The organism is Desulfococcus sp., assembly GCF_041737845.1.
Taxonomy (GTDB): domain Bacteria; phylum Desulfobacterota; class Desulfobacteria; order Desulfobacterales; family Desulfococcaceae; genus Desulfococcus.
The window spans coordinates 1-14741 of the sequence record NZ_JBGSQX010000129.1 but is presented as its reverse complement, the minus strand read 5'-3'; the positions used below and the strand labels follow the sequence as shown (position 1 = coordinate 14741).

General features: G+C 60.3%; 8 protein-coding genes and 1 pseudogene. 1 reads left to right on the top strand and 8 read right to left on the bottom strand.

Annotated elements, in window-relative coordinates; translation table 11 throughout:
* Positions 1 to 112: 112 nt before the first annotated feature.
* Positions 113 to 988 (top strand): 16S rRNA (adenine(1518)-N(6)/adenine(1519)-N(6))-dimethyltransferase RsmA, encoded by an 876-nt coding sequence (gene rsmA, locus ACEW8N_RS14770; RefSeq protein ID WP_373500603.1) that lies wholly within the window; start codon positions 113 to 115, stop codon positions 986 to 988.
* 1 nt (position 989) lies between these two features.
* On the opposite strand, the gene ACEW8N_RS14765 is transcribed toward rsmA, so the two are convergent.
* From ACEW8N_RS14765 to ACEW8N_RS14730, 8 genes and pseudogenes are all read right to left on the bottom strand, one after another.
* Positions 990 to 2237 (bottom strand): type I glyceraldehyde-3-phosphate dehydrogenase, encoded by a 1248-nt coding sequence (locus ACEW8N_RS14765; protein WP_373500602.1) that lies wholly within the window; start codon positions 2235 to 2237, stop codon positions 990 to 992.
* A 47-nt stretch (positions 2238 to 2284) separates the two neighbouring features.
* Positions 2285 to 6484: a PEP/pyruvate-binding domain-containing protein gene (locus ACEW8N_RS14760; RefSeq protein WP_373500601.1), complete on the bottom strand. Its 4200-nt coding sequence runs from the start codon at positions 6482 to 6484 to the stop codon at positions 2285 to 2287.
* 91 nt (positions 6485 to 6575) lie between these two features.
* On the bottom strand, positions 6576 to 7196 hold the full coding sequence (locus ACEW8N_RS14755) for a DUF3786 domain-containing protein (RefSeq protein ID WP_373500600.1): 621 nt from the start codon (positions 7194 to 7196) through the stop codon (positions 6576 to 6578).
* A 69-nt stretch (positions 7197 to 7265) separates the two neighbouring features.
* Positions 7266 to 8192, bottom strand: coding sequence for a dihydropteroate synthase (locus tag ACEW8N_RS14750; RefSeq protein WP_373500599.1), 927 nt, complete (start codon positions 8190 to 8192; stop codon positions 7266 to 7268).
* Positions 8193 to 8430: 238 nt separating this feature from the next.
* A complete protein-coding gene (acsC, locus tag ACEW8N_RS14745) occupies positions 8431 to 9777 on the bottom strand; it encodes an acetyl-CoA decarbonylase/synthase complex subunit gamma (protein WP_373500598.1) in 1347 nt (448 codons plus the stop codon).
* A gap of 114 nt (positions 9778 to 9891) precedes the next feature.
* The gene (gene acsB / locus ACEW8N_RS14740; RefSeq protein WP_373500597.1) at positions 9892 to 12105 is read right to left on the bottom strand and encodes an acetyl-CoA decarbonylase/synthase complex subunit alpha/beta; all 2214 of its coding nucleotides are present in this window, start codon (positions 12103 to 12105) and stop codon (positions 9892 to 9894) included.
* Positions 12106 to 12210: 105 nt separating this feature from the next.
* Complete coding sequence (cooS, locus tag ACEW8N_RS14735) at positions 12211 to 14229, bottom strand: anaerobic carbon-monoxide dehydrogenase catalytic subunit (RefSeq protein WP_373500596.1); 2019 nt, start codon at positions 14227 to 14229, stop codon at positions 12211 to 12213.
* Positions 14230 to 14284: 55 nt separating this feature from the next.
* Positions 14285 to 14741, bottom strand: a pseudogene (locus ACEW8N_RS14730) (acetyl-CoA synthase); the annotation flags it as partial.

Genomic DNA, 14741 nt, shown 5'->3' with positions numbered 1-14741 from the left:
AAAGTCAATATAAAGCATGGAAATAGATATAAAAAATTTAAAATGCCGAGCGGCTTGGCCTAGATAAAGAACCACGGTTGAAAAAGGGCGGCATTCGTGGTAGTCCCCTGTCATGACGTCACCGGTATCCCTACTCAAGGCATGGAAGTTGCGGCCCAAGAAGCAGCTGGGCCAGAATTTCCTGGCGGACCCGTCGATCCCCAGGATGATTGTGAACCGCGCCGGCATTTCGTCGGAGGAGATCGTCCTGGAAATCGGGGCCGGGTTGGGCGCCCTCACGGTGCCGGCGGCCAAGGCCGCGAAGCGGGTCTATGCCGTCGAGACGGACCGGGGTCTCATCGACCTGCTCCAAACCGAACTCCTGCTCTACAAGGCCGACAACGTGACGGTCCTGACCCGGGACATCCTCAAGTTCGACCTCGCGGATTTTGTCCGGCAGGAGGGGATCGACCAGCCCCTCGTGGTGATCGGCAACCTGCCCTACCATATCTCCTCCCAGATCGTCGTCCGCCTCATCGAAGGCCGCAGGTGGATCGACCGTGCCGCCATGATGTTCCAGAAGGAGCTTGCCCGGCGCTTCATGGCCAAGCCCGGGGGCAGGGATTACGGACGGCTGTCGGTGATGCTGGCCTACTGCGCGGAGGTCCGGTCCCTGGCCGAGGTGCGGGCAGACCTGTTTTTCCCCAAGCCCAAGATCGACTCCGAGGTGATCGAGGTCCGCTTCCGGAAGACAATAGAGCATCCGGCTTCAGACGAAGCCTTTCTTTTTCAGGTGGTCAAGGCGGCCTTCGGGCAGCGGCGCAAGACGCTCCGGAACGCCCTGGCCGGAAGCGAGCTTCACATCGCGCCGGAGGCGGCCGGCCTGGCCCTGGATGCGGCGGGGATCGACGCCGCCCGGCGCGCGGAGACGCTCTCCGTCCGGGAGTTCGTGGCCTTGAGCCACGCCCTCGGGGAGGCCCGCAGCGATCTCGAAGCCCTTGCCGGATAATCTACATGCTCTCGGCGACGGTGACCGTCCGGTCGCCCAGCATGTTGACGTAGCTGCCCATCTCGTTGTCGTACCAGCCGTAGATGACGGCCTGGGTGATGGGGATCCTCACCACCGTATCCGTGAGCATCTCCCGGACCCTGGCGTCCAGACCGGGGATGCTGCCCAGGTCCATGGTGACCTCCGCCGTCCGGGTGTGGGTTTCATGCCCTTCGATGACGGCGGCGGCCCTGGGGCTGCCGATGATGTCGCCGGAGACGTTCTGCTGCTCCGAGAAATGGAGATAGTTTCGCGGGTCCTGATGGGCCGTCTGACGGTAGATCTCGTTGATGGTCTCGCGTCGGATGGGGTTGCCTGCGGGCTCCTCCTGGAAATTGACGACCAGGATGACGAGGGATCCGGAGCTGGTGGGGATTCGGACCGATTCCGCGATGAAGCCGATCTCCTCCATCTCGGGGATGACGAGGCGGAGCGTCTTGGCGGCCCCCGTGGAGGTCAAAATGATGTTGTTCATCACGCTGCGGTTTTTCCGGAGGTCGCCCGCGCCTGCGCCCGGGAGCCGGTCGAGCACCTGCTGGGAGCCCGTGGCCGCATGGATCGTGGCCATGGACGCCGAGAGGATCTTCCTCGGTCCGAATATATTGATCAGCGGCTTCATCATGTGGGCCAGGCACGTCGTGGTGCACGAGGCGTTGGAGATGATCCTGTGGCGGCGAGGATCGTAATCGTGATCGTTGATCCCCATCACTGTGGTCACGGCGTCGGCGGGCATCTCCTGCCGCTGATCCTTGATCTTGAAGGGTGCGGAGACGACGACCTTTTCGGCGCCGGCCTCCAGGTGACCGCGGACGGACCCTTTGGGGTGGTCGGCGGGCAGGGTGGGATCGATGAACTGGCCGGTGGTGTCGACCACCAGCCGGACCTCTTGAGCCTTCCAGTCGATGGCCTGCGGGTTTCGGTTTTCCAGCAGAAACCGGACCCGGATGCCGTCGATGACAAGGGTCTGGTTCGGGTTGTCGATCTCCTGGATCACGGGCCTCGCGCCGCGTCCGTAAAGGTAGTCGGCCAGAAAGCCGTAGGTGGAGTCCCGTTCCACATAGTGGGCGATGTCCGCCATGGATTTGCCGACCGGCCGTCCCAGGTTGACGACCAGTTCGTCGAAATGCTTGCGGGCGACATGATGCCAGAGGGTCAGTTTGCCGATTCTTCCCATTCCGTTGATCCCCAGCCTCGATGAGCTGCTGTCCATTTGACTCCTTTCCGAATTCGACGGTTCTCGCTTCGAACTCTGATGCACTATGTTTCCCTGACTTTCATGAACCCTTGATACACCAAGCCTTCATGGCCGTCAATACTGACGAAATCCCCGGATTCGATGTGCACCTCGCCGAACTGGGCGTTCCGTTCGCTCTCGTTGCAGACCAGATTGACGCAGCCCACCACACAGGTCTTCCCCAGCCGGTGGGCGACCACCGCGGCATGGGAGGTGACGCCGCCGCGGGCCGTCATGAGGCCGTCGGTGGCATCGATCTCCTGGATGTCGTCCGGGACCGTGTCGCCCCGGATCAGGATGAGGTTCGTCTCGGGCTCGACGGTCCGCCAGCGGTCGATCTCTTCCAGGCTGAAGACGGCCCGTCCGCTCATGGCTCCGCCGCTGACCCCGATGCCGCTGCCCAGGAAAAGCTTTTCCACGGCCGTATCCTCCAGGTCGAAGGTGAATACCTTTTTGCGCTCGCGCATGGTCATGTTCCGGCTCTGGAGGATGTAGAGATCCCGGGTGTGTGGGCTTTCAAAGGTGAACTCGATCTCCTGGGGGCTCCACCCCTTTTTGTAGATCAGCTGGTTGGCCCACGCCATGAGGGCCTGATAGATTTCCGGGAAATGGGTCTCCAGGGTGATGTCCGTATCCCGCATCTCGTTTTCCTGCTGGATGATGGAGATGGGCAGCGTTGCCACCAGGCCCGCGACAACGTCTTCCCCCTGGTTGCCGATGGTGAAGTCCCCCCAGAGGCGGAGATTGTCCTCGGACCACTTGGGGTTGTGGGTGAAGAAGACCCCCGAACCCGAGGATTGGGAGGCGTTGCCGTACACCATGCTCTGGACCGTCACGGCTGTCCCCCAGTCGTCGGAGATGCCGATGATCTTCCGGTAGGTCTTGGCCCTGGCCGACTCCCAGGAGTTGAGCACCTTCGTGATGGTCAGGAGGAGCTGGGCGAAGGGGTCTTCTATGACCTCGATGCCCTCGTCCAGGATCCGCTGTTTGTAGGCCAGGGCGAGCTCCCGCATCTCATCGCCGCTGAAGCCCCGCTTGACCGCGATTCCCTTCTGCTTTTTGAAGAGCCGCATGATTTCGTCGAAGTCGTTGCGCTTGAGGTCGAAGGCCATGCCGTAGCACTGGAGAAATCGGCGGTAGTTGTCCCAGGCAAACCACTTGTTTCCCGTCTGCCGGGCGATGCCTTCGGCGATCTCCTCGTTGATGCCCACGTTCAGGAAGGTGTCCATCATGCCGGGCTGGGAGATGGAGGAGCCGCTCCTCACGGAAAAGAGCAGGGGCTTTTGGGTGTCCCCGAATTTTTTCCCGGCCTGCGCCTCGATCAGGCGGATATGTCGGGCGGCCTGCTCCTTGAAGTTCTGATCGGCCGGGGGATAGGAGGCGATGACATCCCGGCAGCGGAAGACCTCGGTGGTGATGATGAAGCCGGGCGGGGTCTGGAACCCCAGCTCGTTCAGCTTGACCAGGTTGTTCCCCTTGTTGCCCAGGTGAATGATCCCCTCGGCCGACTTTTCGGGATCGCGGATGGTCGTCATGGCGCGCTGCGGGTTGTAGTTGAGCAGCAGCCTCAGCTTGCTGTCCGGAAGTTTGTAGGACTGGTGAAACAGGGTGCTGAGGATCCGGCTCAGGAAGAGGTCCAGTTGGCGGAGGCCCAGGGAGAGCGAGATTTTTTCCCGCAGAAAAAGCTCGGAGATCCAGTGCTGGCGCTTTTCCAGGTCGATTTCGGCGCAGGGGGGGAGGTATTTTTCCAGGATCTCGTCGCGGGACAATCGTGAGATGATCCTGTTGAGATTGTTCTCGTGGGTGTTGTTGAAATAGTCGTTGATGACGTTGGAGACCGACCGGGCAAACCCCCTGAAGATGTCGAGGTACTGGGTGAAGGTGAACCCGCGCGTCTCCAGGGAATGCTCCAGAAGCTCCATCTGGTTCTGGAACTCCACCGAGGAGATGCCGTCCAGCTTCAGGGCCCGGTCGAACAGCTTCAGCAGTTCATGGATGCGGTAGAAGGTCTCCTTGGTGATGAGGCTCAGGTCGATGTTGTCGACGATCTCCTCGAAACAGACATTGGCGACCGATTCCACCCGGAAGGTCAAGCCCAGGGCATTGAACTTCATCTCGTGGTAGCTGCCGTACATGGAAGGGATGTCCACGGTGATGTGGCGCTTTTTATAGATATCCTCCCGGATTTCGAAGGTCTGATCCGAGAGGATCAGGGCCTTCAGCGCCTCCAGGCAGTCGAGCAGCATGGCCAGTTTTATCGAGAAATCCTTTTCGAGGAGCGCCGTTTTCAGGCCTTCCAGGCCGGGAAACCCGTCCGTCTTGAGCTGCGCGAGGTAGCTGCCGATCTCCTCGCAGACCTCGGGCTCCATGACCAGCGAGTATTTCTGGTGAAGCAGCCGGTAGAAATGGACCGCCAGGGCTACCCGTTCCTTCTCGTGCTCCCGAACCGGGGGGAGGTCTGCAAGCAGGGTGTCGAGGTCGGTTTCACTCTGGGAGAGGAGATCCCCGGGGAACCGGAGTCCTTTTTCCTGAAGGTGGCAGAGGATCCGGTGAACCTCCGTCACGTATGGACTGGAGGGGTCGATCTGCTCGAAGATGCTGGGCGGCACGAAAGGCTCGACATGCCCCTTGTCCTGCGTCAGCCAGAAGCGGAGCATCGCTTCGATGAATCCCACCACCCGGTTGCTGCTCTCCACATGGGTCTGTTTCCGGAGAAAGTGGATGAGGGGGTCTTTCCGGTGGGAGATTTCGTCGATCCGCGTGGAGATGTCCCTCAGGTCCCCCTCGGCCCCGATATCGTTGAAATAGACGGGAAAGAGCCGGGCCAGCTGCTTGACCAGGTTGTAGACCGGCCCGATGTCGCTGTTCAGCAGTGCCGTGATGTCGCGGGGGAAGAGATCCGTGTCCTTGATGAAGACCCCGCCCAGGGAAAGATGGATGATCAGGTCCGAGAGCAGGCGGGTGGACCATTTCGGATTGAGTTCGATCAGCTCCAGCCAGGTCCGGATGTTCAGGATATGGGCGGGATTGACGCGGATCTGCCAGTCATTGCCGACCCCGCGGATCATCGGGGCCTGAAATCCCAGATCGCTGACATGCTTGATGAAGGACTTGACCAGGTCGATGTCGTCGGTCTTGTAAATCCCTTTTCCCATGTTGAGGACGCAGGAGAGGGCGGTCTGGGGGAATTCGTGGGTCCGTGTATCCAGAATCGAGAAGGTGTCGTTGATCAGTTTGACGAGGTAGGTATACTTCCCGTTGCTGATGAGCCAGCTGAGAGTCCGGTTGATGTCCCTCAGGGCCTCCTCGTGGATGAGGGCCAGGCCCGAGATGTTCATGATGTGGAACAGGAAGATGACCTTTCTCCGGTTGCCCTGGCCCTGATCCTTACCGGAGTGAAGCAGCTTGTAGGGGATTTCGCGGTAGGTCTCGACAAAATGGCTGTATCCGGGAAGGGTCAGGAACTGGCTGAGCTGGTAGAGGCCTCTTTCGGCCCCGATCCGGGCGGTGCCGTCGAGGTCTGACAGAAGGGCCGCGATCTGTTTGTGGGAGACATCGTCGAAGATCTCCAGCAGCCGCTCCCGGTTTCCGACGTTCTCGACCTCCTTCTCGAACCATGCCATGGGGTCTTCAACTCCCTGCCAGTAGCCGTAGGCGTGCCGGAAGTACTTGAAGAGAAGGCGGTTGATCTCCGCAAGATCCAGGGATACGTCGCTGGTATAGTAGATCAGCTCCTCCCCGATCTTCTCCATGCGGTAATAGCTGATGACGAAAAGAAAGAAGACCTTGTCGTCAAGCTCGCGGATGCACCGGAAGGCACCGTTCAAGACCGGCATGAACCGCTCGATGTGGGAGACGCCGGCTTCCTTGATGATCTTCTGGAGGAACAGTAGGAGATTGTCGACGGCATCGGTTTGCACCTTCGGGTCCATGGTGGAGTGGATGGCGTCGAGAAAGATCTCCACATAGAGCCGCGCCGCTTCATGCCCCTCGGGATGGGATTTGAGCAGGTGAAAATAATTGAGGGCGTACCCCCGGGCCTCCCCGACGATGAACTGGAGGTTTCTGCGGGGGTGGGAGAGTTCCTTGAGAAAGGTGTTCATTCCCTCCAGCAGTCCGTAATATTGAGACATGACGTCATGGAGGACCGTGAACCGGGGGTCGATATCGACTTCTACATGGTAGCTGGCCAGATTGACCTCAAGGGCTTTGGACTGGACCAAGTCAGACTCCTTCTTCAGGCTTTCAAAATGGGCGGCCGGCGCGCCATCCCCGGGCGGGCGTGGGATCGGGGGATGCGGCGGCGCCCCTGGATCAGCCTTTTGGATAAGAAAGGGAGATCAGGCGGTAGACCAGCATGCCGGCATACCAGGCCACGTCTTCCGGTGAAAAAAAATCGGCGATGTTTTCCCGGAACAGGATATTGGCTTCCGGCTCGAACTCCTCGTCTCCCTCCCAGAGAATCAACTGGATGGGAGCGTGGGGGAGGACCTGAAACTCGTAGCCGGCGTCGCCCGCCTTGATGGGGGTCCCGCCCAGGATTTCTGCAGGTCCCTTCATGCCGTCGGCGTTCCGGCCGAAGACCTTCTTGAGCGGATCGATGGCGCGCTTGACGAAGGAGCTGAAGTAGAAAGCGGCGCCCTCGATCTCCCGGTAGGCGATGACCTCATCGGTAACGGCGTTGCTGCCGCCTTCCAGGTAGTGGAGGATCAGCACCTGTTCCTGGATGGGGATCTCCTGATCCGAGGAGGCCTCGTCCTCGAACCGGAATTCCGGGTATCGCACCCGGTAGACCCGGTTCAGGAAAGGAATCCTGAGTTCGTTTTCAGCCGGGACTTCGAGCCCGGACCGTTCTGCGATCCCTTCAAAGGGCTGATCGGCCAGGGTCTTGACGGCCAGCGCTTTCGCGTTGACATAATCATCCATGCGCGCCATAAGGTGTTCCCTTCAAGAAAAAAAAGCCTCACCCCGAAGGGAGAGGCTTTGTTGGCGTCTTTTTGCGTATCAGACGTCGAGCCATGAGTCGGAGAAAAGGGTTTTCCCGAGAATGACGTTGGTGGACTTCACGTAATGCTGAAGCTCCTGGGAAATGCTTTTCATATCCGGCGGATTGCCGTCCATGGTGTCCTTGATCGCCTTGAGGATGTCGGGGCGCCTGCCGTGGGCCAGGTCCATGGTGATGTCGTCCTTGCAGTCGGCGATGAAGGACTTCATGCCGTGGACCTGAAGCATGACCGTGAAGGTGATGTTGAGAACATGGCGCAGGTTGTCCGGCACGCCGCTGGAGATGTTGGAAACGCCGCAGGTGCTCATGGCGCCCGGCATGATATCCTGGAGCATGTCCATGAAGTTCATGAGGGAGATGGCCTGGGGCTGCTGGATGTTGACCGGCGTCACGAGGCCGTCCACCCACATCTGGTCGTTTTCAATGCCGGCCTCGTTGGCCACGGTCATCAGCTCGACCAGCAGGGCGGCCCGCTCGTTCTCGTCGCGGGGCAGCCCCTCTGGGCCCCACATCAGGGCGCAGAAGTCGGCGCTGAACTCGGCGGCAATGGGAACCATCTTTTCATAGCGTGCCGGCCGGACCATGATGGAGTTGATCATGGGGGGCATCTTGCATTTCGGCAGCGCTGCGTGGATGGCATCGATATTGGATGTGTCCAGCACCAGCGGAATATCGTCGACCACTTCCTGAACCGTTTCGACGACCCAGGGCATCAATTCGTGGCCGTCTTTCTTGGCCGGACCAAGGTTGATGTCGATCAGGTCGACCCCCTTTTCCTTTTGAAACAGGGCTTCCGCCTGGATGGGCTTGGCGTTGCGCTCCCTGAACGCCTTTCCGATCTCTTTTCCGATAACGTTGAGACTTTCTCCGATGACCCAGAATTCACCATCGTTCAAAGGTCGCAACACATCTTTCAATTTCGCCATGAAAAACCTCCTACCCTAAAAAAATTAACCCAATAAGGATGAAAAAACGATCGATCTCTTCCCGGCGTCTGTTCAAAACCCCAAGGGGTCCGGACTTCTGAATTGAAGCCACGCCCGAGCCGTCGGGAGATATGTATCCGGTTTTATCACCCCGAGGACAAAAAATGAATGGTTATGATGCCGGCGCAGCGCCCTCCCGCGGGATATGCCGGGGGAGGGGCCGTCTGTCATCGTTCTGCTATTTGGTCTTCTCCTTCAGGAACGCGGCAAGGTGCGCGGCTTCCCTGGGGCCGACGGTGATCTTCCAGCCGGGAAGCTCCTCTTCCACGTCGCCTGCGATGGCCGCGGCGTAGCCGGGGATGATCAGCTCGGTGGTCTTGGTCTTGTCCATGATGCCGGATTTCTTGACGAACGCACCGACATCGTCGCCGGAGAACTTGCCGGCGGCCCAGGCGGTCATGACGGAAAGACCCTCGGAGTCTTTGATCAGCAGCCAGGAGGGGACCTTGCTCCCTTCGATTTCACCGGAAACGATGAAGTAGGTCAGCGCAAAGTTGGTGGTGACCAGGACCGGTGAATTTTCGTCGGGGTTGTTGATGGGATAGATGCCCTCGACGACCGTCATGGGCCGCTGCGGGTCGGTGTAGATGTTGAGACGCTCCAAAAGCAGCGGGAAAATGCTCTCGCCGGTGAAATCGGACAACACGTTGATGGCGCCGTATTTGGCCGTGAACATGGCGGTGATCATCGTTTCGGTCTCAAGATTGTCGGCCATGGCGCAGGGGAAGGTGATGGTGGGGAAGCCCAGCCTGCGGTTGCCGTTTTTAAGAGCGGAGCGGCGGATGGCCACCTGGTCTTCCAGGGCCTTTTTGACCTCGCGGGAGCCTGGATCCAGAAGAATCTTCTTGTGGCCCAGGGCCACCAGCTTGTCGGTGAGGGGCTGAAGGGCCTCGACCGAATCGGCCCGGACCACGATGGGCAGATTGTTTTCCTTGGCCAGGGCGCCCCACTCGTCGATATTGGCGGCCGTGGCGGCGCACATGACGGGGTTCTTGAATCCGCAGGCTTCGATGCCGGCCTTCATGACGTCGGTCTTCTCGGTCATGAGGATCACGTTGAACTCCGAGGTTTCGGCCACGGTTTTGGCAACCTTGGCGAAGGCTGCGGCATTTCCGCCCACATCGTTCACGGCCACCAGCTCGGGTTTCAGGTTGAGGCCGACCCGCTCGTACTGAAGAGCGTTCCAGGCCTTGAGCTTGGATTCGAGGGCGGCGTCGGCGATGTCGGAGCCCACGACGGCGGCGTATGCGCAGGGATTGAAAAAAGTCTTTTCATGACGGCAGAGAACGGTTTCTCCGCCGACGGTGAATTTCCTCACGCCCTTTCCAATTTCCACCGGCAGGATCGGGGGCGCGGAAGCCTCCGCGAGTTTCTCTCTGGCTTCGTCGGATACGTACGGGCACTGGTCCAGTTCAGCCTTACCGGATGCCAGGTTCATGGCAAACGCAAGACACGTGGGCACGCCGCATTCCTTACAGTTGGTTTTCGGCAGAAGTTTAAAGATCTGAATACCGGTTAAAGCCATAAAATAATCTCCTTATTCGGTATCGGGGAATCAGAGGCGCCTGACCCCCCGATCGGTATCTTGGTAAGGGAGCGGCACAGGGGTCGCCGCTCCTTGGTTCTGTAATCGTATTCCTTACCCGACGATCGACTCCATATCCAGGGCCGGATGTTTTTTCTCCTTGAGGAAGGACATGATCTCCTCTTCGGTGACGCCGACGGTTTCATCGGCGATCCGGTCGATCAGGTCCGGACATCCCATTTCCGTGCCCCGTTTGATCAGCCGGTCACGGATCTCTTCCTTCAGGCTCTTGGGCATCCAGACCATGCGGAGCAGGCCGCCGTCGCCCACGAGGAATTTCCGCTGGGTGATGTTGTACTTGGAATGCCCCACGAATCCCGGAGAGGATGCGCCGCCGCCCATGACGCCGGCCAGGGTGGTGAACTTCATGCCGCAGGGGGTCTCCCCGGTGTATTCCCGGTGGACGGTCATGACGCCGTTGCAGCCGGGCAGCATGGCCGCGATGGCCTCGCAGCAGCCGCAGGTGGTCATGGGGTCGATGACCATGGAATAAAAGTTATAGTGGGTGACGGCGCCGCGGGAGGCTTTGGACACGAACTCGTTGACGCCCTTCCACTGGCCCAGCTTGGGATCCAGACACTCGCCCTTCTCGATGGGCTGGTTGGGGCCCGTGGGGTTGATCTGGAAGGCTGCCTTGCAGTCCATCCAGTTGTAGGCGCCGCAGAGACCGGTTCGCTCGGGGCTGACCGTGCAGACGTGGTTGGGGGCGAAGGACTGGCAGAGCGTGCAGGAATAGAAGGTCTCCACGTCGTCGTCGGTCATCTTGTCGACGCGTTCGTCTCTATACTTGTAGGCGGCCCGGGCCTTTGCAGCCAGCTTTTCCACGTCCTCCTTCTTGGTGTAAAGGGTGACCTGGATCTTGTCGAGAATAGCCGAGAAATCCTGATGGAGCTTGGCATGGAGGACCACGCCGAGGTCTTTCAGGGTGAAGCCCTTATCCACGGCCGCGTCGCCGATGCGGACCCAGGCGATATCGCGCTGGCCGGCGTGCATGACGCCCTGGATATAGTTGACCAGGTGGTGTGTCTGGCGTTCCAGGATCGGCTCGAAATCCTTCTGGAACTCGCGGCCGGCGACCTGTATAAAGATCCCCAGCGGGAACACGTCGCCGCGCTTCATGTCGGGGATGTCCGGACCGATAACCGTTACCTTGGCGTCGTCGATCTCCTTCATGTCGGCCTGCTCCAGGTATTCCGTGCACAGGGTCTTTCCACCGCCGGCCTGGGCAAAGAGTTCTTTGCCCCGGACGCGCTCGCCCTCATAGGCCGGGCCGAAGGAGCACGGAATGTTGATCTGGGCGATGGAGACCTTGAGGCCTCGGGTCTCGATGGATTTTTCCACGAGGTTGTCGTGCGAGACGTTGCCGAGAACATGCTCGTAGGTACAGATACCCGTGGGCAGGATCTGCGGGATGTCGGTGTCGGCGATGGTCGGGAAGCCCCAGTTGACCGCACCGGCCGCGGCGGCGGCCCACTCCGCGTTGACGTCGCCCAGGGCGTTCACGAAGGCGAAGACGCGGTTTTTGTTGTACATGAGGATTTGCTTGTAATCACCGGCCGGAACGCCGCCGAAGGCCATGGCGACGCGGTTGGCGAAGCCCAGGGCGAAGACGGCCGCAGAGATCTCGGGGCCGAAGGGAACAATCTTGGTGTGCCATCCGATGTCCACGCCCGCCTCGATGAGCTGCTGGGCGCAGGAGGTGCCGTTCTGGTTGGCGGCCAGGAAGACGTAGATGGATCGTTTCTGGTATTCCTCGATGATCTTCTTGGCGATTTCCGGGGACGGGGCCGCGCCGACGATGGCGGCGAACCCGGGGGCGGAGCCGTCGACAAACTCGACGCCGCGTTTCCGGAAGATGGTGTCCTCGGCCGCGCCCAGCCAGATCTTCCCGTTTTCAACGTCGGTTTCCTCGGAAACATAGTAGAAATCGGGTTTTTCCAGATAGTTCAGGGCCTCGTCGATCTCGAATGCGAAGACGGCGGCCATGCCGGCGTCCAGAAGGGGCCCGAGGTAGGGGAGGTGGTTGCTGCCCTTGATATGGGGGGGCAGGAGCTTCCGGATGACATCCAGGGGTTTTTTGATGTCGTCGAGGGTCTCGACCTTGATGCCCAGGAGCGAATAGATGACCGGCAGGAAATAGGCCGTGTTCGGAAACCCGACCTTGGTGGTGGCGTCATAGGATTCCAGTGCTCTCTTGTAACGGCCCTCGACCTTGGAAACGATGTTGTAACCGCCCTGAATACCGGCGAATGCGACTAATCTTGACATATGATTTCCCCCTTCATTGAGGATTTGTGGTTTTCGTGGTGAATCACGTTATCGAACATGGGTTGCATGGGGATAAATCCCCCGGAATGTGTTGCCTGACACCCCTTATGCCTCCAGGGCCTGGCGGTCGGCAAAGTCCATCATGACGCGCTCGCGGGCCTGGTCGATGCCCAGGGCCTTCCGCTTGGCATCGATGTGGTTGATCATCTTCCAGGCATGCTTGACGGGATCGGCTTCAAAATCCCACATGCCGCCGTACATCTTTTCCATCTCTTCAAACAGATACCGCTGGAAGACCGGCGCCCCGGTGGTCGGGAAAACCGCGCCGAACACGGTATAGACGCCAGAGGCCACGACGTACTGGCCGATGCTGATGGCCTTCTCGCTCATCCACTCCGGCGCGCTCCCGGCCGCGGGCAGGTCGCTGATGGTCGTGCCCAGGCCGCCGGCCTTGACCACCTCGGTCGCCGCCAGGAGGATCCGGCTGTTGTCGACGCAGGAGCCCATATGAAGGACCGGCGGGATGCCGACGGTTTCACAGACCTCCGCCAGGCCGGGGCCGCAGAATACCTTGGCGGATTCCGGCGTGAGGAGCCCTTCCATGGCGCAGGCGATGCCGTTGCAGCCCGTGGTGAGGACGATGACGTCGTTCTTGATCAGCTCTTTCACGACGGCGATGTGGCCCTCGTTGTGCTTGACCCGGGCGTTGTTGCAGCCCACGACGGCGCCGATGCCTCGGATGCGGCCGTTGATGATGTTGTCGTTCAGGGTGTAGTAGGTGCCCCGGAAGGTGCCGCCCAGGTGGTACTCGATGGACTCCACGCCGAAGCCGGCGACGATCGGGGATTTCTGGCGCGGGATGATGACATCCGAGCCGCGGTTGGTGAAGTTGTCGATGGCCATGCGGACGATCCGCTCGGCGTCTTCGATGGCGTGATGTTCGTCGAACTCGATGTGAATCACGTTGTCCTGCTCCATCCGTGCGATGGGATGGGTCGTGATCAGCTTGGTGTGGAAGCATTTGGCCACGTTGGCCAGGTTCTGGAAGATGCACTGGACGTCCACCACCATTGCGTCGACGGCGCCGGTGATGACGGCCAGTTCCTGCTGCAGGAAGGTCCCGCAGAGGGGCACGCCGTGGCGCTGGAGGATCTCGTTGGCCGTGCAGCAGATGCCCGAGAGCTGGATCCCTTTGGCGCCCTTGGATTTGGCGTACGCCACCAGTTCCGGTTTCTGGGCCATGGCCACGATCATCTCGGAGAGAACCGGTTCATGGCCGTGGATGACGATGTTGACGTGGTCTTCCTTGAGGACGCCCAGGTTGGCTTCCGAGGTCAGGGGGTACGGGGTGCCGAACAGTACGTCCTGAAGGTCGGTGGCCATCATGGAGCCGCCCCACCCGTCGGCCAGAGCGGCCCGGGTGCCCTGTTTCATGAGGTTCTTGTAATCCTGGTCGACGCCCATGTGGGTCCGGTGCATGATCTCCACGATCTCGCGGTCGATGTTGCGCGGCAGCACGCCGGCCTTCTTCCAGGTGTCATAGAGCGGCTTGGGCGCCCGTTTCAGGTAGTGGAGTTCGCCTTCCGGCTTTCCCCATTCTTCAAGGGCCTTCTCGCCGACTTCCAGTGCGATCTCATCCAGATCCCGGTCCAGGACGGCGCCGTCCTTCTCCACCGTGGTGGCCACGTTGAAGTAGGGGGCGATCTCCAGGAGCTTTTTGAAGTCCTTGATCTGGTAGGCCTCGGACTCTTTGCGGGCGGCCGTCAGGAAAACCTCGGCCACGTTCCGGCCGTGGTCGGAGTGGGCCGCCGCGCCGCCGGCGATCATGCGGATGAAGTTGCGGGCGGCGATGGTGTTCGCGGTGGCGCCGCAGATGCCTTTACGGGTGTCGTTCGCCTCGTCGTAATCCTTGGTCAGGGGCAGACGGCAGGGGCCCATGCCGCAGTTCTTGCAGCAGGTGCCCTGATTGCCGATGTTACAGGGTTTGAGGGTGACGTTGCGGTCAAAGCAGGTGTCGATTCCAAGGCTCTGGGCGCGCCGGATCATCATCTGGGTTGCGGCATCAATAGATGCATCCTGGGGGTTCGCTACTTTTACCTTAACGTCGCTTTTTACTTCTGCCATCTTGAGGTTCCTCCTCAGTATTGTAGTAAGCAGTTTGCAGACAAACGAATGGTTTTTAGTAAAGTCTTCCGTTGACCCATTGAATTCTTTCGACCAGTTTGTCGAGGGCGTTCTTCTGGATTTCAGCCGGCGTCAACTGGGGCTTGGCCGCCTTGGCTTCGGCTGCGGCCTTGGGCGCATGCGCCGCCCGTTTCCCCGTGCGCTCTTCGCGCTCCTTGGCTCTCGCCAGCCGGATCGCATCTTCCTCGACGCCGCGCTTGGCTGCTTCCGCCGCCTTGGCATCGGCTTCGGCTTTGGCTTTGGCTTCGGCATCCGCTTTGGCCTTGGCTTCGGCATCGGCTTTGGCCTTTACTTCGGCTTCGGCTTTGGCCTTGGCATCGGCGTCGGCCTTGGCTTTGGCATCGGCTTCCGCCTTGGCCTTGGCTTCGGCATCGGCCTTGGCCTGGAGGGCCGGATCTACTGCGGGTGCTGCTGCCGCTGCGGGCTTGGGCGCTTCGGCTGCCTTGGGCGCC